The organism is Arthrobacter sp. 2MCAF15 (assembly GCF_052115605.1).
Classification (GTDB): domain Bacteria; phylum Actinomycetota; class Actinomycetes; order Actinomycetales; family Micrococcaceae; genus Arthrobacter.
Genome location: NZ_JBFRGZ010000008.1, coordinates 211518 through 236179, shown reverse-complemented (window position 1 = coordinate 236179; position 24662 = coordinate 211518). Strand labels below are relative to the sequence as shown.

Below are 24662 nucleotides of genomic sequence, written 5' to 3'. Positions count from 1 at the left end.
CGTTCCCGTCCGTTGCTGTTCCTTGCCGGCGACTGTCTCGCCCATTTCATGCCCCTGACCGTCAAAGCCCACGCCGCTGCTCACTGTGTCCGTCCTGTCCGTATGTTGTCGTTCGCCGAGCCTTGCGGAATCCTGCCCGGCACTCCCCCGGCTGCCGGCTCAACGGAAGCTTGTGCGTCCGCCGGGTGCCCTGCGGCTCTCTGTTCGGCGGAGCCCCGGCCGTCGGAGCCTTGAACGTCTGAACCCTGCCCCTCTGAACCCTGCCCGGGGAGCAACAGCGAGAACCTGCATCCGCCGTCGACGTTTTCCACGGTGACCGTGCCCTGATGGGCGCTGACGATTCCGGCGACAATGCTCAGGCCCAGCCCCGCCCCGCTGTAACGCTTGGCGCCCGCCGGCTCATCTGTGTCGGGCACTCCAGTGCTGCCCACCCCAGTTCCGTCCAGCCCAGTCCTGCCCAGCCCAGTTCCGTCCAGACCTGTTCCGTCCAGCCCAGTCCTATCCATCCCGGGGCCTTCCGGGGCGGCCCAACGGCCGGCCCGTCTCCGGGCCGGGTCCTTCTGCCATCCGGTCTCGAACACGTGCGGGAGGTCCGCTTCCGGGATTCCGCCGCAGCCGTCAGTAACCGCGACGACGGCCCGGTCCCCGTCCCTGCCGACTTCGACGGTGACATGGGACCCGGGCGCGCTGTGGACAATGGCGTTGAGCACAACATTCCGGATGGCGCGCCCCATCGAGGGACCGTCGGCGAGGGCCAGGCTTTCGCGACGCCCGCCGCCGTCGAGCGTAATGCCGTGCTGCTCCGCCAGCGCGGCGAGGTCGGCAATGGCGTCGCTGGCGAGGTCGTACAGGTCCAATGGCTCGGCCTTGAGCCGCATCGTTCCGGCGTGGATTTTCGAGAGCTCCAGGAGGTCATTGACCATGCCGGCCATCAGGTCGGTCTGCGCGATGATCTTGCGGTAATAGCCGGGAACGTCCGCCGCCATGCCATCTTCCAGGGCCTCGGCCATGGCCCGCATACTCGCCAACGGAGTCCGGAGGTCGTGCGAAATCCAGCTGACGAGCTCGCGGCGGGCGTTCTCGATGGCGGCCTCCCGCTGCCGGGATGCCTCCAGCATCCTGCTGCTGGATTCGAGCTCGGCCGCGAGGGCGGCAAGTTCGTGGCTCATGACCACGGACTGGATGCCGGGGCTCTCGCCGCGGCCGATGCTCCGGGCGGCCTCGGCCAGTTCCTTGGCGTTGCGCGACACCCGCGATCCCAGCACCAGGGCGATGGCCACAGCAACCGCCGAGGCCACGGCCAGGACGTACCACATCACTTCGAGATCCCGTGCCGAAATGAACATGGCGTTGAAGGCGCTGACCATTCCGGCCGTCAGGACCGCCACCGCGGCAAGCACCACCACGCAGATCTGGACCGCGAAGGATGCCCTGCGCAGCGGCTTGAGGATAAGGAGCGACGCGGCCCCGATCACGGCTCCCCAGGCCACGGCCCAGCCGACGATGGTGAGCAGTTCAGAGGTCTGCACCGGCGGACTCTTCCTCTTCGCTGGGGTCGCTGGAGTCGCTCGGGTCCAGCCGGTAGCCCACTCCCCAGACCGTTTTCAGGACAGAAGGGCGGGTGGGGTCGTCCTCGATCTTCTCCCGCAGCCTCCGCACATGGACCGTGACCGTGGACAGGTCGCCGTAGTCCCAGCCCCAGACGGCTTTCATCAGTTCTTCGCGGCTGAAGACCTGCCGGGGTCGGCGGAGCATGAAGGCCAGCAGGTCGAACTCCCTGGCGGTCAAGGCCAGCGGCTTGCCATGGCGGGACACCGTGCGCGCGGCCGGGCTAAGGTCAAAGCCGCCCACCTCGACCGGGGGCTCCGGGCTGAATTCAGGAATGCTCCGGCGCAGGACTGAGCGTACCCGCAGTACCAGCTCGCGGGGCGAGAACGGCTTGGTGACGTAGTCGTCCGCGCCGGCTTCCAAACCCAGGATCCGGTCATCCTCTGTCCCGAGCGCCGTGAGCATGATGACCGGGACGCTGTGCGTGGCCCGGAGCCGCCGGCAGACTTCCACGCCGTCCAGGCCCGGCAGCATCCGGTCCAGGAGCACCAGGTCCGGGCGGCGTTCGGCTGCGAGGCGCAGGGCAGTGAAGCCGTCGGCGGCGAGGTCCACCTGGAAGCCCGCCTGGACGAGGTAGTCACGGACCACTCCGGCGATGGTCGGCTCGTCTTCGACGAGCAGGATGCGCCGATGATCCGTTGCGTCCGGGGCCGGCTGGGTCTTGTTCACGCTTCCAGCATAGGTTCGCGGTCCCGTCGCGGGCAGGGCTCCGGATCCCCGCAGGGCATCCTTCCCGAACACGTAATATCCGTGCCGTCATGCGGCTGTGACGTGGGACGTCACGTGGCGTAGCCTGACACTATGACAGTTCAACTGGGTATGCCCCAGCCCCGCGTGGCAGGCAGTCCCGGAACGGGCGAAGTTGCTGCAGCCGCACTGTCCGGGCGCCCGGAGGGCCTGCCCGCCGGGCTCGTCGATCGTTACGGCCGCCGTGCCACGGACATGCGGCTGTCCTTGACGGACAAGTGCAACCTGCGCTGTACGTACTGCATGCCGGCCGAGGGCCTGGAGTGGTTGTCCAAGCAGGCGGTGATGTCCGCGGAGGAGATCGTGCGGATCGTGCGGATCGGCGTGGACATGCTCGGCGTGCGTGAACTGCGGCTGACCGGCGGCGAGCCGCTGGTGCGCGCGGACTTGGTGGACATCATCGCCGCGCTCCGCCGGGCCCACCCGGGGCTGCCGATCTCGATGACCACCAACGGCGTCGGCCTGGACAAGAAGGCTGCCGGGCTCAAGGCCGCGGGACTGACCCGGATCAACGTCTCGCTGGACTCCCTGCATGAGGAAACCTTCACGAAGCTGACCCGCCGCCCGTTCCTGGATAAGGTCCTCGCCGGCGTCGATGCCGCTTGGGCTGCTGGCCTGGGACCGGTCAAGCTCAACGCCGTGCTCATGCGCGGGATCAACGACGCCGAGTCCCCTGCCCTGCTGGCCTGGGCTTTGGACCGCGGCTATGAACTGCGTTTCATCGAGCAGATGCCGCTCGACGCGGACCACGGCTGGACCCGACGGAACATGATCACAGCCGCGGAGATCCGCGAGCTGCTCTCCGCCGACTACGTGTTCAGTTCCGACCCTCGGGACCGCGACGGCGCCCCGGCTGAACGGTTCGAAGTCCGGGCCCGTGTTCCCGGCACAGACCGTCCCACCGGCCCCGTCCTCGGCACCGTGGGCATCATCGCGTCGGTCACGGAGCCGTTCTGTTCCGACTGCCGCCGGACCCGCATCACGGCCGAGGGCAAGATCATGAGTTGCCTGTTCTCGCGCGAGGAAGTGGACCTGCTGGGCCTGCTGCGTGAGGGCGCAAGCGATGAACAGCTCGCCGAACGCTGGCAGGAGGCCATGTGGATCAAGCCCAAGGCCCATGGCATGGACCACGTGGGCCTCGACGCCCCCGATTTCGTCCAGCCAGACCGCAGCATGAGCGCCATCGGAGGCTGACTTTTTCGTGAACGTACGCTACTTCGCTGCCGCGCGCGCTGCCGCCGGCGTGGATGAAGAACGCTTCGACCTCGACGACGGCGACACGCTCGCCTCGCTGCTGGAGGCGATCCTCGCCGTCGAGCGCCCCGAGCCGCCGGCCGGCACGCCGCCGCTGGCACGCATCCTGTCCCGCTCCAGCTTCCTGCTCAACGAAGTTGCCGTGCACGACCACGCCGCGGCGCTCAAGCCGGCCGACGTCGTGGATGTGCTGCCGCCGTTCGCCGGCGGGTAGGCGCCGCCGGGACGTGAATCCGGGACGCCTGTCCCGGATTCCGGGGCTACCGCGTGGACCAGACCGGTCCTAGAGTGTGGAATATCCCCGCGGCAGGCGACAAACATCAATGAGGAGAGCGGCATGTTCACACTGCAGATCGAGCATGGGATCAAGGACTTCGGCATGTGGAAAGCGGCCTTCGACCGCGACCCGGTGAACCGCGCAGCGTCCGGGGTCACGGCGTACCGGATCAGCCGCCCGGTGGACGACCCGCTCTATGTGGTGGTCGAGTTGGATTTCGAACAGCGCGATCAGGCGGAAACAATGTTGGCCAATCTTCAGGCGAAGGTCTGGAACTCCGCCGACGTCGCCCCGGCCCTGCAAGGGGCTCCAAAGACCAGGATCCTCGAGGCCGCATCCTGAGAGCGCAGGCCTGGGCAGGGTGACCGGCTCAGGCCGGGGGCGGGCCTAGGCCGGGATGGAGGCGCCCTCGGCGACCCGCCGGCACACGCTGGTCATGAAAGGCGTGAAGTCGCTGGCTTTGCCCAGGCGGAGTCCGGCCGCGTGAGTCAGTTCGCCGTCGTCCACCCGGAAGGTGTGCCGTGCCGTGCCGCGGTCGCTGCGCCGTTCCACGGTCAGCGTCCCACCTTCCAGGCTGGCGCGCGCCGGAGCCTCGGGCGGCAGTCCCATGCTGTTGACGTGGTACCACAAGGTGTCCGGGTGGTCCGGGTCCATGGTGAAAACACCATGGCCTTCGGAACGGGTCCCGTCCGCATCCGTGTTGCGGTAGCTGTGCGTGACGGCCAGCCCGGCGGCGGCCAGGGAAAAGATGATCTCGGTGTCCGCGCTGCGCGCAGGACCCCACGCCGTTGCCTCCCAGTGCGTGGTCCCCGTCCACCGGCCCAGAAAACCCTCAAGCGCCTCGACTGCACTGCCTGGCAGTGGCCGGTCCACAGTTCCTCCTATACGGAGTTCGTTCCGAGTGACCCCGCCCTTATCATCACGCCGGGCGTGCCGCGGTGTAAAGATGTGCCAGTGCAAAGATGCTGCCGTACAGACGCACCTCCCGGGCACGGGCCCGGGAATTACCTACAGCCCAAATGTCTCGGTTTCCTCGAATGGGCCGACCACGGTGATGGTCCGCGGCGCGGCCGCCAGCTCACGGGCGAGCTGCTGGACCTCCGAGGCGGTGACGGCCTTGATCTGGCGCAGGGTTTCATCGATGTCCTGGTACTCGCCGGACACAAGCTCCGCGCGGCCCAGACGGGACATCCGCGAACCGGTGTCCTCAAGCGCCAGGACGATTCCGCCACACAGCTGCCCCTCGGCCTTGCGGAGCTCCTCGTCCGAGATGCCGTCCGCGGCCAGCTTGTCCAGTTCGGCGCCGAGCAGCTCGATGACCTGCCGGACCTTTGACGGCGTGCATCCGGCGTACATGCCGAAATAGCCTGCGTCGGCGTAGGAGGAGGCGAAGGAGTAGGTCGAGTAGACCAGGCCGCGCTTCTCCCGGACCTCCTGGAAGAGCCGCGAAGACATGCCGCCGCCGAGGACCGCGTTGAGCACGCTCATGACAAAGCGGCGGCCGTCGGTGGCCACCAGCGACGGGCAGCCCATGATGATGTTGGCCTGCTCCACCGGGCGCTTCACCACATGCAGGCCGGCGGTGCCGGTGATCGCGGCGCGCTCTGTGGACCGGCGCTGCACGGGCGCGGCAGCGGGCTCAAGGTTCCAGCCGGCGGTGTGCAGGGCATCCACCACGAGCCCGCAGACGACGTCGTGGTCCAGGCCTCCGGCCGCGGTGACCACGAGCTCGTCGGGACGGTAGTAGCGGCGGTAGTGGTCCCACACGGAGTCACGTGCCACGGCCCGGATGGCTGCCGGTGTGCCGCCGATCGGGCGGCCGAGGGGGTGTGACCCCAGGACGGCGGACACAAAGTGTTCATGCGCGACGTCGGTCGGGTCATCGCTGTCCATTGCGATCTCTTCGAGGATGACGTCGCGTTCCTGCTCCATCTCCTGCGGGTCCAGGACCGCGCCGGTGATCATGTCCGAGATGACGTCGATCGCCATGGGAAGGTCGCTGTCCAGCACGCGGGCGAAGTAGCAGGTGCTCTCCTTCGCCGTGGCGGCGTTCGATTCCCCACCCACCTCGTCGAAGGCCGAGGCGATTTCCAGGGCGGTGCGGCGCTTGGTGCCCTTGAACAGCAGGTGTTCCAGGAAGTGGGTGGAGCCGTGCTGCCCGGGGGCCTCGTCGCGCGAACCCACGCCGACCCAAAAACCGATCGTTGCCGACCGCTGGCCGGGCATGGCCTCGGTCAACACACGGACGCCACCGGGAAGGACCGAGCGGCGAACCTCGGAACCGCCGTCGGCTCCGTGGATCAGGGTGTCTGCGTGCTGATTCTGCTCAAGCGGCAGGGGGACGACTGTCATCAAGGCCTTTCCATAAAACCGTCAAAAAACGCATCAAATCTGCCTGCCATCGTACCAGCGGACCACTGTGCCGGCGGAGGCCGGCAAGGCATCTCCCGGGTGCATACCGGGTGTTATCCGTTGTTAACCAACGGCGGGGCCGGTGGATCATCCACCGGCCCCGCCATTTGGTCAGGAAAGACTACTCTGCGGCGTCCGCGGAGACCTCAGCGCTGTCAGCGTCTGCGGAGGCAGCCTCTTCAGCCACAACCGGCGACAGGGAAAGCTTGCCACGGTCGTCGATCTTGGTGATTTCCACCTGGATCTTCTGGCCCACGGAGACGACGTCCTCGACGTTGTCCACGCGCTTGCCGCCGGCGATCTTGCGCAGCTCGGAGATGTGCAGGAGGCCGTCCTTACCCGGGGTCAGGGAAACGAAGGCGCCAAAGGTGGTCGTCTTGACGACCGTGCCCAGGTAGCGCTCACCGATTTCCGGGATCTGCGGGTTGGCGATGGCGTTGATCGCGGACCGTGCTGCGTCGGCAGACGGGCCGTTGGTGGCGCCGATGTAGACAGTTCCGTCGTCCTCGATCGAGATGTCCGCTCCGGTGTCTTCCTGGATCTGGTTGATCATCTTGCCCTTCGGGCCGATGACCTCGCCGATCTTGTCAACCGGGATCTTGACCGCGATGACGCGCGGCGCGAACTCGGAGAGCTCGTCCGGGGTGTCGATCGCGGAGTTCAGGACGTCCAGGATGTGCAGGCGGGCCTCGCGGGCCTGCTTCAGCGCGGCGGCCAGGACCGAGGCGGGGATGCCGTCGAGCTTGGTGTCGAGCTGGATGGCCGTGACGAACTCGGAGGTACCGGCAACCTTGAAGTCCATGTCACCGAAGGCATCTTCGGCGCCGAGGATGTCGGTCAGGGCGGCGTAGCGGGTCTGGCCGTCAACCTGGTCGGAGACCAGGCCCATGGCGATACCGGCAACGGCAGCCTTCAGCGGCACGCCTGCGTTGAGCAGGGACAGCGTGGAGGCGCAGACGGAACCCATCGACGTCGAACCGTTGGAGCTGAGAGCCTCAGACACCTGGCGGATGGCATAGGGGAATTCCTCACGGGACGGCAGCACCGGCATGATGGCGCGCTCTGCGAGGGCACCGTGGCCGATTTCGCGGCGCTTCGGGGAACCGACGCGGCCGGTCTCGCCGGTGGAGTACGGCGGGAAGTTGTAGTTGTGCATGTAGCGCTTGCGCGTCACGGGAGACAGCGAGTCGATCTGCTGTTCCATCTTGAGCATGTTCAGCGTGGTGACACCCATGATCTGGGTCTCGCCGCGTTCGAAGATGGCCGAGCCGTGGACGCGGGGCAGAACCTCAACCTCGGCGGTGAGCTGGCGGATGTCCGTCAGGCCACGGCCGTCGATGCGGATCTGGTCCTTGAGGATGCGCTGGCGAACAACCTGCTTGGTGACGGAGCGGAACGCTGCGGACAGCTCCTTCTCGCGGCCTTCGAACTGGCCGGCCAGGGAGGAGGTGACCTCGTCCTTGAGCTCGTCGGAGGCGGTGTCGCGCTCCTGCTTGTCGGCGATCTGGAAGACAGCAGCCAGCTTCTCGGCTGCTGCGGACTCCACAGCGGCGTAGACGTCGTCCTGGTAGTCCAGGAAGACCGGGAACTCGACGGTCGGCTTGGCAGCGCGGGCGGCCAGGTCGGACTGTGCTTCGCAAAGGGCCTTGATGAACGGCTTGGCAGCCTCGAGGCCTTCGGAAACAACCTCTTCGGTCGGGGCGGTGGCGCCCTGTTCCTTGATGAGGTTCCAGGAGTTGTCGGTGGCTTCGGCTTCAACCATCATGATGGCAATGTCATCGCCTTCGGCGCCGCCGGCGATGCGGCCGGCAACGACCATGTTGAAGACGGCGTTCTCGAGCTGGGAGTGCTTCGGGAACGCAACCCACTGCGAGCCGTTCTCGTCGGCGACGAGGGCAACGCGGACGCCGCCGATCGGGCCGGAGAAGGGCAGGCCGGAGAGCTGGGTGGACATCGAGGACGCGTTGATCGCGACGACGTCGTAGAGCTCGTCCGGGTTGATGGACAGCACGGTGACGACGATCTGGACCTCGTTGCGCAGGCCCTTGACGAACGCGGGGCGCAGCGGGCGGTCCATGAGGCGGCAGGCCAGGATGGCTTCCGTGGAGGGACGGCCTTCGCGGCGGAAGAACGAGCCCGGGATGCGGCCGGCGGCGTACATGCGCTCTTCGACGTCGACAGTCAGCGGGAAGAAGTCGAAGCCTTCACGCGGGTGCTTGCCGGCGGTGGTGGCGGACAGCAGTGCGGTCTCTTCGTCGATGTAGACCATCGCTGCGCCGGCTGCCTGCTTGGCAAGACGGCCGGTTTCAAAGCGGATTACACGCTTGCCGAAGCGGCCATTGTCAATGACTGCTTCTGAGAACTGGATTTCGGGACCCTCCATAGAGAGTCACCTCCGTTTCATGGTTCACGGAGCCCAGCCGCATCAACCCAGTCCAGCATCTGTCTACTGGCCTGCACTGCACCCGGTCATCGATCGAGACCCACGGGCCGGGCCTCATTCCTTGAGGCCGTTCCCGGGGATCACTACCGAGGACCGCGAATGCGTGATGCGGTTGATCCTCCTGTTTAGTTTTGTCCTGAAGAGGGCGGCCCGTTCCGGTCCGGAAGGGGCCGCCCCTTAAAGCTGACTAGCGACGCAGGCCGAGGCGCTCGATGAGCTGACGGTAGCGGGTGATGTCAGTGTTCTTGAGGTAGGTGAGCATGCGCTTGCGACGACCAACCATGGCCAGCAGACCGCGCTGGGTGTGGTAGTCGTGCTTGTGCTCCTTCATGTGCTCAGTGAGATCCTTGATCCGCTGAGTCAGGACTGCAACCTGGACCTCCGGCGAACCGGTGTCGCCCTCGGACGTTGCGAAATCCTTGATGATGGACTGCTTTACAGCGGCTTCAAGTGCCACAATAACTCCTAGAGATGTGCCGTGAGGCCCGAATCAGTAATTCACTGCCGGGGGTGCCGTCCCGGAATCCCCCGCCGAAGCCGGGCATTCCGTACACAACAGGAACCAGCCGCCACGGACTGCAGCCGGATCCAACGTCCAGTTTAGTGGCACGTCCGCGATCTTGTCGAAACCGCCGGCCGCGCGCACCGGCTAAACGGCCGCGGCGTCCTGGCCCGCGAGCAGCTCGCGCACCGCCGCGACGCCCCGGTAGACCTCCGCGAAGGAGGTACTCAGCGGCGACAGCCCGATCCTGATGCTCTGCGGGGCACGGAAATCGGGAATCACATCCTGGTCCCACAACGTAGCTGTCATCTCACGGAAGGCAGGGTGGTCGATCGTGACGTGGCTGCCGCGCAGTGCCGGGTCCCGCGGGGTGGACAGCTGCACACCGGCCGGTGCCAGCCACGCATCGTAGAGTTCGAGGGCGAAGGCGGTCAGCAGCTCTGACTTCGACCGGAGCGCGGCCATCCCCGCTGCCTCGATCAGGTCCAGCGTGCCGCGCATGGCAAGCATCCCGAAAATGGCCGGGGTGCCGCTGAGGAAGCCCCGGATGCCGGCAGCGGCCTCATAGCCGGGACCCATCTCGAACGCATCCTTGCGTCCCATCCAGCCCCAGATTGGCTGCTGCAGCCCGGCCAGGTGCCGGGCGTTGACGTAGGCGAACGCGGGCGAGCCCGGTCCCCCGTTCAGGTATTTGTAGGTGCAGCCGGCCGCGAAGTCGACGTCGGCGTCGTCCAAAGCGATCTCCACCGACCCGGCGGAGTGGCAAAGGTCCCACACCACCAGGGCGCCGGCGTCGTGGACTGCGGCCGTGATGGCCGGCAGTTCCGCGAGGAAGCCGGAGCGGTAAGCGATCTGGCTCAGGACCACGACGGCGGTGGCCGGCCCTGTGACGGCCCGCACCTGTTCGACGGTGACACCGGAGGCAGGATCGGCGTCGATCCAGCGCAGGGTCAGGCCTTCTTCGCGGGCGATGCCCTCCACCAGGTAGCGGTCGGTGGGGAAATTGTCCGTGTCCAGGACGATTTCTTTCCGGGCCGGATCCGTAACCGCGGCCAGGGCGGCGCGGATGAGCTTGTAGAGCACAACCGTGGTGGAATCAGCAATGATGGTCTGTCCGGGTGCCGCGCCGAGCACTGAGCGGCCCAGCTGGTCGCCGATGGCCTGCGGCAGTTCGAGCCATTCCTCGTCCCAGCCCCGGATCAGGCGGCCGCCCCAGCTGTCCTGGATGAAGCTGCTGATGTCGGTGACGGTCCGCTTGAGCGGCCGGCCCAGGGAGTTACCGTCAAGGTAGGACAGCTCGGTGTCCGTGCCGACGAAGTGGTCACGGTAACGTGCCAGCGGATCGGCGGTGTCGAGGTCCAGGGCGCGCTGCCACAGGTTGTCCGTTGCGTTGTTGGTGGCGGGGATGCTCACTGGCCGATCTCCGTCCGCACGGCGAAGAGCTCCGGGAAGAAGGTCAGCTCGAGGGCCTTCTGCAGGAACGCCGCACCGCTGGATCCGCCGGTGCCGGATTTCATGCCGATGGTGCGCTGGACCGTGCGCAGGTGGCGGAACCGCCATAGCTGGAAATTGTCCTCGAGGTCCACCAGTTCCTCGCAGGCCTCATACGCGCCCCAGTTGTCCGCGGCGTTCTCATAGATGTACTTGAAGACCGGGACCAGTTCGGGGCAGAACTCGTGGGCCTTGGTGACGTCCCGCTCCAGCACCGATGCCGGGACGTCAAAGCCCTGGCGCTTGAGATAGGCGAGGAAGTCGTCATAGATGCTGGGTGCTTCGAGCAGTTCGCGCAGCATCTCGTGGGCTTCCGGGTCCGATTCGAAGACCGGGAGCATCTTGGCGTTCTTGTTGCCGAGGAGGAACTCGACGGCCCGGTACTGGCTGGACTGGAATCCGGAGGAGTTGCCGAGGAAGCCGCGGAACTGCGAGTACTCGGTGGGCGTCAGCGTGGCCAGCACGGACCATTGCTCGGTGAGGGTTTTCTGGATGTGCTTGACGCGGGCGATCGCCTTCAGGGCGGACCCGCGGTCGTCCGAGCGCAGCCAGGCAGCGGCGCTGCGCAGCTCATGCAGTACCAGCTTCAGCCAGAGCTCCGTGGTCTGGTGCTGGATGATGAACAGCATTTCATCGTGGTGTTCCGGTGTGCTGACCGGCTTCTGGGCGCTGAGCAGGGTGGGCAACTGCAGGTACGACGCGTAGCTCATCCGCTCGCTGAAGTCCCGGACAATGTCCTGGTCCAGTTCCCTTGTGTTCTTCTCGATGGTCACGTCTTTTGCCTTCCTTGCCGCACGGCTGCGAACCAGTGCGCGGCTCCAGTGAGTCAGAACGCCGTCAGCGCGGGGGTCGACGCCGATCCGGCCCCGTTTTTAGCGGGCGAACAGGATGTCATGAGCCTGGACGACGTCCAGGCGCATCTGCTCCACCAAAGCTTCAGGCCCACGGTACGCCACCATGCCGCGGAGCCTTGAGACAAATTCCACCACAACTGTCTGGTCGTACAGATCGAAGTCATCTACGGACTCCTCGGGGCGGTCGATCACGTGGGCCTCGACCTGGCGGCTCACACCGTAGAACGTGGGGTTCGAGCCCACGGAGATGGCGGCCGGCCACCGGGTGCCGTCCTGGTCCACCAGCCAGCCGGCGTAGATCCCGTCCGCGGGGATGTACCCTGTGGCCGTTGGGGCAAGGTTTGCCGTGGGGAATCCGAGGTCGCGGCCGCGTGCAGCACCGTGCACCACCTCGCCGCGCATCCGGTGTGGCCTCCCGAGTACCGCAGCGGCGGTGGCAACGTCGCCCTCACGGAGTGCCTCACGGACCCACGTGGACGAGCAGCGGCGGTCCGTCCCGGCGTCGTCGTGGATGGGGAAGCCTTCCGAGCCGAACTCGCTGATGACCAGCACCTCGAAGCCGAGCTTCCGGCCCAGCTCCTGCATGGTGGCGAGATCCCCGGAATTGCCGCGGCCGAACCGGGCGTCGTGTCCGATCACCACATAGCTCGCCTTCAGGCCGTCCACCAGGACCGTGGCGACAAATTCTTCGGGGGTCAGGCTGGCGAGCTCCAGCGAGTACTTCATCACCAGGACGGCGTCGAGGCCGAGCTCTCCCAGTGCCACGAGCTTGTCCTCCAGGCCCATGATCAGCTCGGGGGCCGACTCCGGACGGTGCACTTGCGCCGGGTGCGGATCGAAGGTGATGGCGACGGCGCGGGCGTGGTTCAACCGGGCGGTGCGGATGAGCTGCGAGAGCACCTGCTGGTGGCCGCGGTGCACGCCGTCGAAATTGCCGAACGTGACAACCGACGGACCAAAGTCCGCCGGGACCTCGGACAGATCGTTCCAGATGTGGACCATCAACCTCGCCTTTTGCTGCCTGCCATGAACTCCTCCGGAGCGACCGTGCCGGCTCCGGAACTCTCTAAGATTACCCGCAATCCGGGCCGCTCCCGGACGGTTCGCCGGGCTTCCGGCGCAGCCTTCCACGGGCTGATCTGCGGGCCTACGATTCAAGGGCACTGGTTCGACGGCGTCCAGGCAGGCGCCGTTTCCCGCGATGCCCGCTGCCACGCGAAGCTGAAGGAGAACGACATGACTGAGCTCCAAGACATTATCGGCCAGATCCCCATGGGCCAGATTGCCGGCCTGCTGGGCACCGACGAACCCACGGCGCGCGCCGCGGTGGAAGCCGTCGTGCCCACGCTCCTCGCCGGTATGCATAACAATGTGCAGGCGCCGGACGGTGCTGCGTCACTGGAATCGGCGCTGGGCCAGCACCAGGATGGACTGATCGACGGCGGCGTCGACGTCGATCAGGTGGACACGGCCGACGGCGAGAAGATCGTCAATCACGTCTTTGGCGGTCAGCAGGATCAAGTAGCCAGTCAGCTCGCCGGGACGGGACAACTGGGCGGGGCCGGAAGCGACCTGGTCCGGAAGCTGCTGCCCATCCTGGCGCCGATAGTCATGTCCTATCTGGCGAAGAAACTTCTCGGCGGAAGCCAGGCGGGGTCTGGTTCCCAGGCCGGAGCCGGCGCTCCGGACGATTCCGGTCAGGGAGGCGGAATGGACCTCGGCGGCATACTGGGCGGGATCCTCGGTGGAATGGTGGGCGGACAGGGCGGCCAGGGAGGCCCGGGACAGCAGGGCGGCTTCGGCGGCCTTGGCGACCTTGGCGATATCCTTGGCGGGCTGTTCGGGGAGAGGAAGTAGGCGGTTTGCCCCTGGGTCGGTAACGGACGCTGGGAACGGCCCGCTATCGCCCGAGCAACAGCCTCCGCTGGCTATCCCGGACTGAATGATGCTGCCAGTTCCGCCAGTGCAGCACGACGGCGGCGAGGATCAGCGGGACGTGGATTCCGGGCAGCATCCGCGCGAACCATCGCGGCAGGTAGATGTCCGTGACCGAGCCGTTGCTATCGCCGAGGTCCTGGGCGACGGCGGTCAGCGGGCAGTGGAAGCCATTAGCGGCAAAGATCAGCGTTTCGCCCGCGACCACGACGGCGGCCACACCTGTTTTCCGGTCGGTTCGGCCCCTGAGTCCGGTGTACAGGACGTAGGCCATGCAGGCCTCGATCGTGAACCAGGCAATCGTGTGAATCGACTTCACGGCCCGCAGCAGCAGACGGCGGTGGTCCATGCCTCCACCCTAGTCTTTCCCCCAAAGCGCGCGGTATGCCATTGGCATTCTCGCCCCTTCGAAACGTCCCCATTCGAAACGTCCCTGTTCGATTCGTCCCCCGCAGCAAAACTAGCTACGTCTGAGGATTCGGCGAGCAGCGGGGTCAGACGAAACGCAGGGTCACTCGAGGCGGAAATAGCGGTTCCGGCGTGGCGTCCGCGCGGGGTCGATGTGCGGCGGTGGGATGAACCAGGGGGTGCCGCTGCGCATCCGGACGGTCCACTGTTCTTTGTGAATCAAGTGGTGGTGGTGCGAGCACAGCAGCGTTCCGTTCTCTGTGCCGGTGCTGCCGCCGCGGGACCAGTAGGTGATGTGGTGGGCCTCGCACCAGGGGGCGGGGATGGTGCATTGCGGGAAGGCGCAGCCCTGGTCCCGGGCCGTGAGGGCTTTGCGGACATGGGGCGGGAAGACCCGGGAGGCGCGGCCGATATCCAGGATCCGGCCGTCCCCGCCGAGCACGACCGGGATGATGTCGGCGTCGCAGGCGAGTTTGCGGATGGTCGAGGCGGTGATGGGGCCGGTGAACGTCAGCGATCCGGTGCTCTCGTGGTCGGGTCCCGCACCTCCGAGCCGCTGGAGGAGGTCTCGGTAGTCGATGGTGGCCATGATCTGGGGCCGGAGACCACCTGTTGCGGGCAGTCCTCCGGTGGCGAGGGCCACCTTGCAGGCTCCGACCAGGCCGTCGAGCAGCCGTTGCGGCCGGGAGCGCTGGTCGAGCAGGTCAGCTGCTCCGGTTTCGGCGCCCAGGGCTACGCCCGTGGCGGCGTCCGCGACCATGGCGGCGCCCATGCCTACGCCCGTGGCGGCGTCAGCGACCGTGGCGGCGCTGGCATCCGGCACCGTGCCCGTTGGGCTGTCGGGTCCCGTTCCCGTGCGGATGTCTAGGCCGGTGCGGGGGTTGGTGGCGGTGTTCATGACGGTGACGAGGTGTTCGTACTGTTCGGCGGTGGCGAAGATTTCCAGGTGGTGCAGGCCGTGCCGGGGTTTGCGGATGAAGGCGCCCTGGATACGGCGCAGCAGTTCCTCGGAGGGTTCCGCGCCGTCCTGGTCCAGGGCGTCGGTCCATCGCCGAGCGATCCGGACCAGGAAGTCGGCGTCGTTCTCTAGCGCCGTCAAGGTCAGGGCACGTTCCATCGTGGCCGCGGCCTCGGGGCGGCAGATGTGCCGGACCCGGTCCAGGGCGAGCGTGATGACTGTCGCGGCGCGCGAGGCGACCATGCCGGAAGCGACGGCAGCGGCGAGCTCTACCCGCGCCGGCGGCTCGGTGTGGCCGCCGGTACCGGTGTGGGGCAGAAGCTCGGCGGCGAGCGTGAGCCGGCGCCGGGCTTCGGCGGCGCTGATCCGCAACCGGACCCGCAGGAACTCTGTGGCGTTCCGGCAGCCGTCGTCCGCCGCCGCGGACAGGGCGTCTGGCCCGGCCGGGCCGCCGGGGCCTGTCCCGGCGCCGTATCCGGCGTCAGAACCGCTGTCAGCCCCTGCGCCAGTCGCGCCGTTTTGTCGGGCGTCGGGTTCCTGTTTCCACCCGGTGAGCCAGCCCTCCGGCGCCACAGACTCCGGGACCTGGCCCGGAAGGGCCGGCCGGGTCCCGGTTGACTGTTTGCGTGTCCGGTCCACCGCGGCTGCGGCAACGAGCTGCAGGTATTCGAGCGTGCAGGACATTTCCTCCACCCGGCCGGCGAAGTCCGCGGCCTCCAGCAGGCCGAACCGGACCGCCTCGGCGCACGCCGTCGGGGTCGAGGACCGGAGCAGGGCCAGCGCAGAGTTCAGCGCCGAGCCGACGGACGTTTCCCCGGCGTCTGTAGTTGCGCTGCAGCTGATACTGGTCGCCGTGGCGTTCCCGGCGCCGGCGACTGCCTCAGTCCAGGGATCAAAGGCCGCGAACCGGGGCAGCAGGGAGGACACCACCGGCCCGGCCCACGGGGCCGGATCCGGGACGAAATCTCCAATGGCTTCCATAACTGAACTCTGCCAGAGGGGTACGACAAAAAACGGACCTGGTCCTGCTGAGGTTTCGCCCGTAGGAAATCGCCCCGTAGGAAGCGCCGCAGCACGATTCGCTCCACCTCAATTGGGTGCCGGGCGGCCTTAGCTGAGGACCTTGGTCGCGGAATCGGTCAGCGCCCCGACGCCCACGCGGCAGCTCCCCCGACGCCCACGCGGCAGCGCCCGAGGCCCAAGCAGCACCCGAGGCCCGGACAGCAACACCCAGCCGTCACCCGTAACACTGCGTAGGTTGCCCGCCCCTCTGCGGACCGTCGCGTGGCAAGCTGTAGGGATGGACATCACAGCCACGCCGCAGGCCGGGGAATCACCATTCGCGCTGTCGGCGCCGGGCGATCCGCGCCAACCGCACGGTCCACGCGATCCGGGTGACGCCTGGGTCGAGGGCGACCGCGGACGGTTCTGGGGACGGTTCGGTTCCGCCGGGCTCCTAGTCCACGACCCTGGAAAGGGAATCCTGCTCCAACACCGCGCGCTGTGGAGCCACCAGGGCGGCACATGGGGGCTCCCCGGCGGCGCCCTGCACCACGGTGAAGAGGCAATCCACGGGGCATTGCGGGAAGCAAAGGAAGAAGCGGCCGTTCCTCCGGAGAACATCCGCGTCCTGTTCACGTCGGTGTTCGACGTCGGCTATTGGACATACACCACGGTGGTTGCCGAAGCGCGGCAACCGTTCGACGCCGCGATCAGCGACCAGGAAAGCCTCGAACTGCAATGGGTGGAGGTTGACGAGGTCGGCAGCAAGGAACTGCACCCCGGTTTCGCCGCGTCGTGGCCCGGGTTGCGCAGCAGGCTCACGGATCACTGGCGCGTCGTCCGCCGAGGCTAGCCAGCAGCCCGTAGCCAGCCGGGCGCCGATGGGTCAGTCCCGGACGGTACAGCCGGGGCTAGCCGTGCAGGGGCGCGGGCCGCCGGCGATACAGCCAGATGAGTCCCAGAATGGGCAGCAGGAGCGGGATGAATCCGTAGCCGCGGCCGAACAGGGACCATACGGTCTCGTGCGGGAAGTTCACCGAGTCGAACACGCTCAGTGCCCCCACCACGAGGACGCCCACCAGTTCCACCAGGACTGCCACCACCGAAACCTTGAATGCGGTGCGGCCAGGCTTCGCAAGGGAAACCGTAGCCACGACGTAGACAACTGCGGCGAAGGCTGACAACAGGTACGCCAGGGGCGCCTCGGAAAACTTCGTCAGAATCTGGTAGCCGGCGCGGGCCGTTGCCGAAATCGCGAACACGGCATAGACCGCGATGAGCAACCGTCCCGGCCCGGTGTTGCGGGTATTGGCCGCAACCGGTGCAGTGTCCGCCGTCCCGGGCGAATCCGCCGCGGCGTCCGTGGACCCGGAGGCCGCCTCCGCCGGGTTGCCAGTGCCGTCCTGCGAGGGTTTTGCCGTCACGTTTTCTGCCTCTTCCATCTCAATACCAGATCTGGTTCATTCGGGCCGCCATCACCAGGGCGGTGACGCCGACGGCGGCCAGGACGAAGTTGCTCCAGCGGGTCCGCTCCAGGATGGCCCAGTACACTGCGCCGATCGGGAGCAGCAGCGCCGTGGCCAGATAACCCCAGAACTCCCACGGCTCCCCTGCCATCTGCTCGCCGGTGGCCACCCTGACAATCGAGCCCACCAGATAGACCAGCAAGGCAAGTTCGACGACGGCCACCGACAGTATGGTCGTGTCGTTGGGCGCCTTCTTCAGGATCCCTGCTGCGATGCAGATGATGGTCGAGAGCAGGCCAACGACCAGAATGATGTAAAAATACGCGTCCACTACTGGCCGGCCAACTTATCGTTGCCGTGCTTCTCATTATCTGGCGCGAATACCAGGACAGGCTTGGCGTAGCTTCCGGCGTCGGCCAGGAGGGCCACGAGCGTGCCGTCGGGCGCGAACGCCGCCGCGGGCTTGTCCGCGGTCGCAGCCTCCGGCGTGTCGGCGGTGGCGCCGGCAGCGATCCTTCGGCCGAAGGAAATCTCGGTGGTCTCCGCCTCGCTGAGTTCACGGTTGGGCATCAGCGCACGGGCCGCGTCCGAGATCTCGAGGACGTCCAGCTTCTCGGCCAACTGTTCAAGCGTGTGCGCCTGGTCCAGGGTGTACGGACCCACTTGGGTCCTGCGGAGTGCCGTCAGGTGACCGCCGACGCCGAGGGCCTCACCGAGGTCGCGGGCCAGGGCGCGGATGTAGGTCCCGGACGAGCACTCGACCGTGACATCCACGTCCACGGCCTCGCTGCCTGCGCCACTGTCACCGTCACTTCCGTCATTTCCGCGGCGGATCTCGTGAACCTCAAAGCGGTGGATCGTCACGGGGCGCGCGGCGAGCTTGACCTCTTCACCGGACCGGACCCGGGCGTAGGCGCGCTCGCCGTTGACCTTGATGGCACTGACGCTGCTGGGAACCTGTTCGATGTCCCCTGTCAGTGCGGCGACGCCGGCACGGATGGCATCATCGGTGACCCCGGCGGCACTGCGGGTGGCAGTGACCTCGCCTTCGGCGTCGTCCGTCACTGTGGATTCACCCAGCCTGATGGTGGCGGTGTAAGTCTTGGACGTGCCCACGATGTAAGTCAGCAGCCGGGTGGCTTTGTTGATGCCCACCACCAGAACCCCGGTGGCCATGGGATCCAGCGTCCCGGCGTGGCCGACCTTTCGGGTACCGGCGATCCGCCGCATCCGTCCAACCACATCGTGGCTGGTCCATCCTTGCGGCTTGTCAACTATCACCAGTCCAGAAAGCACGCCTCCCAGTATATGCGGGCCAGCAGCGCCCCACCGCCCACGTCCCCGCCGCCGACCGCCCTCACCCGGGTGGACGCCGGGCGTTAGGATGGCACACATGCCCGAGCTTGCCGCACATGTCCGCGACGTCCCGATCAACCAGATCCGCGAGATCACCGAAGCCGCCTGGGGAACGCCGGGTGCGATCGTGTTGAGCATCGGGGAGCCGGGCTTCGCCGTCCCGCGCCATGTCCTGGAGGCCGGGATGGCCTGCCTTGACCGCGACGAGACCAACTACACCCCGAACGCCGGGATTCCCGCGCTGCGGGAGGCCTTCGCGGCCCGCTTCCGGGAACACAATGCGACGCCGGTCGGCGCCGATCGGGTCTATGTTGTGGATGGTGCCCAGCAGGGCCTGCACTTCGCCATGAGCCTGCTGCTCTCCCCCGGGGACGAGATCCTTATTCCCAACCCCGGCTACCCCACCTTCGCGATGACGAGCAGCCTGCTGCACGCTGTGCCCGTCCGCTATCCGCTGTATCCGGAGCACGATTTCCAGCCGCGGATAGAGGACATCGAGGCGCTCATCACGCCGAGGACCAAGGTGCTGATCCTGAATTCGCCGTCCAACCCGCTCGGCGCTGTCCTGGGCGAGGACCTGACGCGCCGCCTTGTGGAACTGGCCAGGCGGCACGATCTGTGGGTCATCTCCGACGAATGCTACGAGGCGTTCACCTACGATGTCCCGCATGTCAGCCCGGCCCGCTTCGACAGCGATGTTCCGGGAGAAGCGCGCGTGTTCACGTCGCTCACGCTGTCCAAGACCTATGGGCTGACGGGTCTGCGCATTGGCGCGCTGATCTGCCCGCCGGGGCTGGAACAGAAGATGAATAACGTCATGGAGTCGATCGTGTCCTGCGTGGCGTCGCCGTCGCAGTACGCCGCGCTGGCGGCGCTGACCGGCCCGCAGGACTATGTCAGCCACGCCCACGCCCACTACCGGGCCAACCGCGACGCGGCTTCGGAAGTGCTCCGCTCCCACGGCATCCCCTATCTCGCGGCCCAAGGCGCGTTCTACCTGTGGGCGGACGTGTCGCATGCCAGCGGCGGGGACGTCCGGGCCTGGACTCGCCGCTTCCTGGCCGATTCCGGCGTCGCCTTCGCTCCCGGCACAGCGTTCGGGTCCATCGGCGAGGGCTGGATCCGCATTGCGCTCTGCGGCAACAGGGCCGATCTTGTGGAGGGCCTGGGCCGCATCCCTGCCCGCGAGCCGGCGGCAAACCACGCCGGGACCACCGGCCCTGTTGCCGGTGCCGCTGGAGTCATAGCCTAAACACACGGCGCTCCCAGCCGACCCGGTTATCCTGACTTTGGGCTGTCCCGGCTCGTCCGGGCACCCTGGAATTCCGGCCAAGGGGGTACATCGTGTGGTGGCAAGACCTGCTGTGGGGTTTCTGGAACGGGCTGACGGCCTGGATCGTCCTGATCGCCCATGTTTTCGGAGCCTGGACTGAGTTCCCGTTCTACAACTCCGCCCGCGCGGGGAACTGGTACGACTTCGGTTTCCTCCTGGGCGCAGGATCGCCTGTGCTGGGCGGCCTGGGTGTGGGGCGCTCCCGGCGCCGTTAGGGCATATCGAGATGGCACTTAGCGGCAATGATTCTGGTGCGCACTGCCGTGATCTGCCGTCTCGGCGGCATCTGCGTGCCAACCCCGGACCACCCGACGGTTACCTCGGGTTTGCCGCCAAGGCCTCATCCAGCCAACTGCGGAGGGCCGCGGCTGGCGGCGCCCCGGCCTGGCGGGCCGCCACTGCCCCATGCTTGATGACAAGCAGCGTCGGGATGGCCTGGATATCGAACCTTCGGGACAACCCCGGGGAGGTGTCGACGTCGACCTTCACGAGCTTGACCTTCCCGGCCCGCTCCTTCGCCAGCTTGTCCAGCACCGGGCTGACCATCCGGCAGGGTCCGCACCACGCCGCCCAGAAGTCCACCAGGACCGGGACGGAAGACTCCTCGGCGACAACCGGGAAGTCGGCATCGCCCGCGGACACGATCCAGGGAAGGTCCTGCCCGCAATTGCCGCAGCGCGGGCGCCCGGGCGCGGCCGCAGGAATCCGGTTGGTCTTCCCGCAACGCGGGCACTTGGTCAGGCTGGTTTCCACGGCACTCCGGCGCTTTCCCGCATCCCTGCAGTCATTTGCTCCATGAGACTCCCCGGCCCCTGAACGGGCCTAGAGTCGAAGGTCCCCAGGAAACAGCAGGGGCCGGACCCGTTGCCGGATCCGGCCCCTGCTGGTGAAGGCACTGCCACAAAGGCAGTCTTACTTGTTGCGGTCCTCGTCGATCGCTTCGTTGTCGATGAGGTCCAGGTCCTCTTCGTCGAAGTCGTCCTCGTCCAGCTCAACGTCCTGAGGGGTGTCGCTCTTGTAGGGATCGGCGTCGCCGGCGTGCGTGGCGCGTTCGGCCAGGGCGGCCACCTCGGCGTCGCGCTTCTTCGCCTCGCGGAGCAGCTCCTCAAGGTTCGAGGCGTTCACGGGGATCTGGTCAGCCACGAATTCGAGGGTGGGAGTCAGCCGCACGGTGATGTTCCGGCCGACTTCCTGCCGCAACACGCCCTTGGCCTTCTCCAGGCCCTTGGCGGCGTCGGCCTGGGCCACTTCGTCACCGAACACGGTGTAGTAAACGGTTGCGTGCTGCAGGTCGTTGGTGACCCGCGAGTCGGTCACGGTAACGCCCTCAAGCCGGGGATCCTTGACCCTCCGGCCCAGAGCCTCCGCAACAACAACCTTAATCCGCTGCGCCAACTTGGCAGCCCGTGCGGGATCAGCCATTTCCACTCCTAAAAATTTGGATGTACGACGGCGCCGGAACGGTGGCCGCACAACTGTTGGGTTTTGATGCCACGCGCCTAAGGCGAGTCTACGACGGACTCCCGTTGGGTTTTTTCCGGCGGCCGGGGAGTGGCATCGGGCCTATCGGAGCCGGGCGGTTTGCGATCGAAGATCGAAAACCGCCCGGCGAAGGGGCGGGGCCGCCGGAAAAAATCCAACGGCCCCGCACCTGTAACGCTAGGACACCTTAGACGCGCGGCTTTTCGCGCATCTCGAAGGTCTCGATGATGTCACCTTCGTTGATGTCGTTGTACGAGCCAAGACCGATACCACACTCGAAGTCCGTGCGGACCTCGGTGGCGTCGTCCTTGAAGCGCTTGAGCGTCTCAACGGTGAGGTTGTCGCCGATGATCTTGCCGTCGCGGGTAATGCGGGCCTTGGCGTTGCGTCGGATAACACCCGAGCGGACGATCGAGCCTGCAATGTTGCCGAACTTGGAGGAACGGAACACTTCGCGGACCTCGGCGGTGCCAAGCTGGACCTCTTCGTACTCCGGCTTGAGCATGCCCTTGAGGGCTGCCTCAATGTCATCGATTGCTGCGTAGATGACGGAGTAGAAGCGCATGTCCACGCCTTCGCGGTCTGCCAGTTCGGCAACACGCTCGGCGGGCTTGACGTTGAAGCCGATGATGACGGCGCTGTCGACCGTTGCCAGGTTGACGTCGTTCTGCGTGATCGCACCGACACCGCGGTGGATAACGCGGAGCTGGACACCCTCGCCGACGTCGATCTTGAGCAGCGCGTCTTCGAGGGCTTCCACGGCACCGGACACGTCACCCTTGAGGATGAGGTTGAGGGTGTCGATCTTGCCATCGGCGACGGCCTGGTCGAAGTCTTCCAGGCTGATGCGCTTGCGGCGCTTGGCCAGTGCGGCGTTGCGGTCGGCGGCTTCACGCTTCTCGGCGATCTGGCGGGCGGTGCGCTCGTCAGCGGTCACGAAGAAGGTGTCACCGGCGCGCGGGACGTTGGACAGACCCAGCACCTGCACGGGGCGGGACGGGCCGGCCTCGGTCAGGGCGCTGCCGTCGTCGTCGAACATCGCACGGACGCGGCCGTGGGCCGTGCCTGCCACGATGGTGTCGCCGACGTGCAGGGTACCGGACTGAACCAGGACGGTAGCCACGGAACCGCGGCCCTTGTCCAGGTTGGCTTCGATCGCGATACCGCGGGCGTCCTTGTTCGGGTTGGCGCGCATGTCCAGGGCAGCGTCTGCGGTGAGCAGGACGGCGCCGAGGAGCTCCTCGATGTTGAGGTTCTGGCGGGCAGAGACCTCAACGAACATGGTGTCGCCACCGTATTCTTCCGGAACCAGGCCGTACTCGGTCAGCTGGCCGCGGACCTTGTCCGGGTTGGCGCCTTCCTTGTCGATCTTGTTCACGGCCACGACGATCGGCACGTTGGCCGCCTGGGCGTGGTTGAGGGCTTCAACGGTCTGGGGCATGACGCCGTCGTCCGCTGCGACCACCAGGATGGCGATGTCGGTGACCTTCGCACCACGGGCACGCATGGCGGTGAACGCCTCGTGGCCCGGAGTATCGATGAAGGTGATCTTGCGGTCGACGCCTTCGTGGGCGTGGGTGACCTGGTAGGCACCGATGTGCTGCGTGATGCCGCCGTGCTCGCCCGCCATAACGTCGGACTTGCGGATGGCATCGAGCAGTCGGGTCTTACCGTGGTCAACGTGACCCATGACGGTGACAACCGGAGGACGTGCCTCGAGGTCTTCGTCGCCTTCGGCTTCCAGTTCGGCGTCGAAGTCGATGTCGAAGGTGGAGAGCAGCTCGCGCTCCTCGTCCTCCGGGGACACAACCTGGAGCTTGTAGCCAAGCTCCTCGCCGAGCAGCGCGAAGGTCTCTTCATCCAGCGACTGCGTGGCCGTGGCCATTTCGCCGAGGTGGAAGAGGACCGTCACCAGTGCTGCGGGGTTCGCCTCGATCTTGTCGGCAAAGTCCGTGATGGACGAGCCACGGCGAAGCCGGACTACGGTGTTGCCGTCGCCGCGGGGTACGCTCACGCCACCCAGCGACGGGGCACTCATCTGCTCGAGTTCCTGACGCTTGGCACGCTTCGACTTGCGCTGCTTGCCACGGCCTGCGCCGCCCTTACCGAAGGCACCCTGGGTGCCACCGCGACCGCGGCCACCCTTGCCGAAGCCGCCGCCGGCCGGAGCGCCGCCACCGGCACCGGGAGCACCGGTACCCGGAGCGCCACCCGGACGGCCCGGGCCACGGCCTCCGCCGCCGGGACGGCCGGCACCAGCGGGTGCGGGACGTTCGGTGCGGTTGGGCATCATGCCCGGAGTCGGGCGGTTGCCGCCGGCTCCTGCCGGACGACCGGCACCGGGGGCGCCAGCCGGACGCGGAGCGCCGGGGCGGGGGCCGCCTGCGCCTGCTGCCGGACGGGGACCACCCGGACGGGGGCCGCCTGCGCCTGCTGCGGGGCGCGGACCACCGGGGCGTTCGCCCTCGGTGCGGCTTCCTCCCGGACGGGGCATGCCCTGGGAAGGAGCGAACGGGTTGTTGCCCGGACGCGAGGGGCGTTCGTTGTCGCCGCCACGGCCGCGGGGCATGCCCTGGGACGTGGCGAAGGGGTTGTTGCCGGGACGGGGACCGCCCGGACGGGGTGCAGAGCCGCCCTGGCGTGCCGGAGCAGCCGGGGTTTCAGCCTTGGGGGCGGGACGCGCGCCGGGCTTGACGCCGGTCGAGGGAGCAGCCGGGGCCTGGGCAGCGGGGGCTGCCGGAGCCTGCGCGGCGGGGGCTGCCGGAGCGGCGGGCGCGGCGGCAGGTGCCGCAGCAGCCGGAGCCGCAGCGGCCGGAGCCGGAGCTTCAGCCTTCGGTTCGGCAGCCTTGGGCGCAGCGGGTCCAGGCGCAGGCGCCGGACGGGTCGCTGCCGGGCTGGCAGGTGCCTGGGGGGCGGACGCCGGAGCTTCGGACTTCGAAGCTGCGGGGGCGTCGGGGTAGGCGTTGCGCAGTTTCCGCACAACGGGGGCCTCAATGGTTGAAGAGGCGGAGCGAACGAATTCGCCCAGTTCCTGCAGTTTGGTTACTGCATCTTTGGAAGTAATACCGAGCTCTTTAGCAAGCTCATGTACGCGGACCTTGGCCACATTTCTCCTGTCTCGGTCCGCACCGAGC

General features: G+C 67.2%; 24 protein-coding genes. 7 read left to right on the top strand and 17 right to left on the bottom strand.

Annotated features, from left to right (window positions below; all coding sequences use genetic code 11):
* Positions 1-80: 80 nt before the first annotated feature.
* Together AB4089_RS11595 and AB4089_RS11590 are read right to left on the bottom strand one after the other, a co-directional pair.
* The gene (locus tag AB4089_RS11595; RefSeq protein WP_441409425.1) at positions 81-1529 is read right to left on the bottom strand and encodes a sensor histidine kinase; all 1449 of its coding nucleotides are present in this window, start codon (positions 1527-1529) and stop codon (positions 81-83) included.
* Entirely contained in the window at positions 1516-2277 is a 762-nt protein-coding gene (locus AB4089_RS11590) for a response regulator transcription factor (RefSeq protein ID WP_441409424.1), read from the bottom strand. Before AB4089_RS11590 ends, AB4089_RS11595 begins: the two co-directional genes overlap by 14 nt.
* A gap of 132 nt (positions 2278-2409) precedes the next feature.
* On the opposite strand from AB4089_RS11590, the gene moaA reads away from it, so the two are divergent.
* The 3 genes from moaA to AB4089_RS11575 all read left to right on the top strand — a co-directional run bounded on the left by moaA (position 2410) and on the right by AB4089_RS11575 (position 4228).
* A complete protein-coding gene (gene moaA / locus AB4089_RS11585) occupies positions 2410-3549 on the top strand; it encodes a GTP 3',8-cyclase MoaA (protein WP_441409423.1) in 1140 nt (379 codons plus the stop codon).
* Between the two features lie 7 nt (positions 3550-3556).
* Positions 3557-3823, top strand: coding sequence for a MoaD/ThiS family protein (locus tag AB4089_RS11580; RefSeq protein WP_390204483.1), 267 nt, complete (start codon positions 3557-3559; stop codon positions 3821-3823).
* Between the two features lie 123 nt (positions 3824-3946).
* A complete protein-coding gene (locus tag AB4089_RS11575) occupies positions 3947-4228 on the top strand; it encodes a hypothetical protein (protein ID WP_441409422.1) in 282 nt (93 codons plus the stop codon).
* A 45-nt stretch (positions 4229-4273) separates the two neighbouring features.
* On the opposite strand, the gene AB4089_RS11570 is transcribed toward AB4089_RS11575, so the two are convergent.
* From AB4089_RS11570 to AB4089_RS11540, 7 genes are all read right to left on the bottom strand, one after another.
* Positions 4274-4759, bottom strand: coding sequence for a DUF1579 domain-containing protein (locus AB4089_RS11570; protein ID WP_441409421.1), 486 nt, complete (start codon positions 4757-4759; stop codon positions 4274-4276).
* A gap of 135 nt (positions 4760-4894) precedes the next feature.
* On the bottom strand, positions 4895-6238 hold the full coding sequence (locus AB4089_RS11565) for a M16 family metallopeptidase (protein WP_441409420.1): 1344 nt from the start codon (positions 6236-6238) through the stop codon (positions 4895-4897).
* A 181-nt stretch (positions 6239-6419) separates the two neighbouring features.
* Positions 6420-8681, bottom strand: a complete 2262-nt coding sequence (locus AB4089_RS11560; protein WP_441409419.1) for a polyribonucleotide nucleotidyltransferase — start codon at positions 8679-8681, stop codon at positions 6420-6422.
* A gap of 247 nt (positions 8682-8928) precedes the next feature.
* Positions 8929-9198: a 30S ribosomal protein S15 gene (gene rpsO / locus AB4089_RS11555; RefSeq protein WP_120953920.1), complete on the bottom strand. Its 270-nt coding sequence runs from the start codon at positions 9196-9198 to the stop codon at positions 8929-8931.
* Between the two features lie 192 nt (positions 9199-9390).
* Positions 9391-10656, bottom strand: coding sequence for a kynureninase (kynU, locus tag AB4089_RS11550; RefSeq protein ID WP_441409418.1), 1266 nt, complete (start codon positions 10654-10656; stop codon positions 9391-9393).
* Complete coding sequence (gene kynA / locus AB4089_RS11545) at positions 10653-11507, bottom strand: tryptophan 2,3-dioxygenase (RefSeq protein WP_441409417.1); 855 nt, start codon at positions 11505-11507, stop codon at positions 10653-10655. The genes kynU and kynA overlap by 4 nt, the downstream gene beginning before the upstream one ends.
* A 99-nt stretch (positions 11508-11606) precedes the next feature.
* A complete protein-coding gene (locus tag AB4089_RS11540; protein ID WP_441409416.1) occupies positions 11607-12590 on the bottom strand; it encodes a bifunctional riboflavin kinase/FAD synthetase in 984 nt (327 codons plus the stop codon).
* A gap of 234 nt (positions 12591-12824) precedes the next feature.
* Here AB4089_RS11540 and AB4089_RS11535 point away from each other — a divergent pair, with 234 nt between their 5' ends.
* A complete protein-coding gene (locus AB4089_RS11535; RefSeq protein ID WP_441409415.1) occupies positions 12825-13445 on the top strand; it encodes a DUF937 domain-containing protein in 621 nt (206 codons plus the stop codon).
* Between the two features lie 43 nt (positions 13446-13488).
* On the opposite strand, the gene AB4089_RS11530 is transcribed toward AB4089_RS11535, so the two are convergent.
* Both AB4089_RS11530 and AB4089_RS11525 read right to left on the bottom strand, forming a co-directional pair.
* Positions 13489-13872 carry a hypothetical protein gene (locus tag AB4089_RS11530; RefSeq protein ID WP_441409414.1) on the bottom strand — a complete coding sequence of 128 codons (384 nt, stop codon included), beginning with the start codon at positions 13870-13872 and terminating at the stop codon, positions 13489-13491.
* A 162-nt stretch (positions 13873-14034) separates the two neighbouring features.
* Entirely contained in the window at positions 14035-15870 is a 1836-nt protein-coding gene (locus tag AB4089_RS11525; RefSeq protein WP_441409413.1) for a DUF222 domain-containing protein, read from the bottom strand.
* A gap of 319 nt (positions 15871-16189) precedes the next feature.
* On the opposite strand from AB4089_RS11525, the gene AB4089_RS11520 reads away from it, so the two are divergent.
* Positions 16190-16744 (top strand): NUDIX domain-containing protein, encoded by a 555-nt coding sequence (locus AB4089_RS11520; RefSeq protein WP_441409412.1) that lies wholly within the window; start codon positions 16190-16192, stop codon positions 16742-16744.
* Positions 16745-16802: 58 nt separating this feature from the next.
* Here AB4089_RS11520 and AB4089_RS11515 read toward each other — a convergent pair whose 3' ends face one another.
* The 3 genes from AB4089_RS11515 to truB are packed head-to-tail and all read right to left on the bottom strand — an operon-like array spanning position 16803 to position 18653.
* Positions 16803-17333, bottom strand: coding sequence for a hypothetical protein (locus AB4089_RS11515; protein ID WP_441409411.1), 531 nt, complete (start codon positions 17331-17333; stop codon positions 16803-16805).
* A 1-nt stretch (position 17334) separates the two neighbouring features.
* Positions 17335-17688: a hypothetical protein gene (locus AB4089_RS11510; protein WP_441409410.1), complete on the bottom strand. Its 354-nt coding sequence runs from the start codon at positions 17686-17688 to the stop codon at positions 17335-17337.
* Positions 17688-18653 (bottom strand): tRNA pseudouridine(55) synthase TruB, encoded by a 966-nt coding sequence (truB, locus tag AB4089_RS11505; protein WP_441409409.1) that lies wholly within the window; start codon positions 18651-18653, stop codon positions 17688-17690. The genes AB4089_RS11510 and truB overlap by 1 nt, the downstream gene beginning before the upstream one ends.
* Before the next feature lie 97 nt (positions 18654-18750).
* On the opposite strand from truB, the gene AB4089_RS11500 reads away from it, so the two are divergent.
* On the top strand, positions 18751-19965 hold the full coding sequence (locus AB4089_RS11500; protein WP_441409408.1) for a pyridoxal phosphate-dependent aminotransferase: 1215 nt from the start codon (positions 18751-18753) through the stop codon (positions 19963-19965).
* A gap of 92 nt (positions 19966-20057) precedes the next feature.
* The gene (locus AB4089_RS11495) at positions 20058-20261 is read left to right on the top strand and encodes a hypothetical protein (protein WP_441409407.1); all 204 of its coding nucleotides are present in this window, start codon (positions 20058-20060) and stop codon (positions 20259-20261) included.
* 100 nt (positions 20262-20361) lie between these two features.
* On the opposite strand, the gene trxA is transcribed toward AB4089_RS11495, so the two are convergent.
* The 3 genes from trxA to infB form a co-directional block, all read right to left on the bottom strand.
* The gene (trxA, locus tag AB4089_RS11490; RefSeq protein ID WP_441409406.1) at positions 20362-20799 is read right to left on the bottom strand and encodes a thioredoxin; all 438 of its coding nucleotides are present in this window, start codon (positions 20797-20799) and stop codon (positions 20362-20364) included.
* A gap of 159 nt (positions 20800-20958) precedes the next feature.
* A complete protein-coding gene (rbfA, locus tag AB4089_RS11485) occupies positions 20959-21468 on the bottom strand; it encodes a 30S ribosome-binding factor RbfA (RefSeq protein ID WP_441409405.1) in 510 nt (169 codons plus the stop codon).
* A 247-nt stretch (positions 21469-21715) separates the two neighbouring features.
* A complete protein-coding gene (gene infB / locus AB4089_RS11480) occupies positions 21716-24634 on the bottom strand; it encodes a translation initiation factor IF-2 (protein WP_441409404.1) in 2919 nt (972 codons plus the stop codon).
* Between the last annotated feature and the right edge of the window lie 28 nt (positions 24635-24662).

Coding starts and splice junctions, on each gene's coding strand:
- AB4089_RS11500 (WP_441409408.1), top strand. CDS start 18,751: ATGCCCGAGCTTGCCGCACATGTCCGCGACGTCCCGATCAACCAGATC.
- AB4089_RS11540 (WP_441409416.1), bottom strand. CDS start 12,590: ATGGTCCACATCTGGAACGATCTGTCCGAGGTCCCGGCGGACTTTGGT.
- AB4089_RS11525 (WP_441409413.1), bottom strand. CDS start 15,870: ATGGAAGCCATTGGAGATTTCGTCCCGGATCCGGCCCCGTGGGCCGGG.
- rbfA (WP_441409405.1), bottom strand. CDS start 21,468: ATGGCTGATCCCGCACGGGCTGCCAAGTTGGCGCAGCGGATTAAGGTT.
- AB4089_RS11520 (WP_441409412.1), top strand. CDS start 16,190: ATGGACATCACAGCCACGCCGCAGGCCGGGGAATCACCATTCGCGCTG.
- AB4089_RS11515 (WP_441409411.1), bottom strand. CDS start 17,333: ATGGAAGAGGCAGAAAACGTGACGGCAAAACCCTCGCAGGACGGCACT.
- AB4089_RS11565 (WP_441409420.1), bottom strand. CDS start 6,238: ATGACAGTCGTCCCCCTGCCGCTTGAGCAGAATCAGCACGCAGACACC.
- AB4089_RS11560 (WP_441409419.1), bottom strand. CDS start 8,681: ATGGAGGGTCCCGAAATCCAGTTCTCAGAAGCAGTCATTGACAATGGC.
- AB4089_RS11535 (WP_441409415.1), top strand. CDS start 12,825: ATGACTGAGCTCCAAGACATTATCGGCCAGATCCCCATGGGCCAGATT.
- AB4089_RS11575 (WP_441409422.1), top strand. CDS start 3,947: ATGTTCACACTGCAGATCGAGCATGGGATCAAGGACTTCGGCATGTGG.
- AB4089_RS11530 (WP_441409414.1), bottom strand. CDS start 13,872: ATGGACCACCGCCGTCTGCTGCTGCGGGCCGTGAAGTCGATTCACACG.
- moaA (WP_441409423.1), top strand. CDS start 2,410: ATGACAGTTCAACTGGGTATGCCCCAGCCCCGCGTGGCAGGCAGTCCC.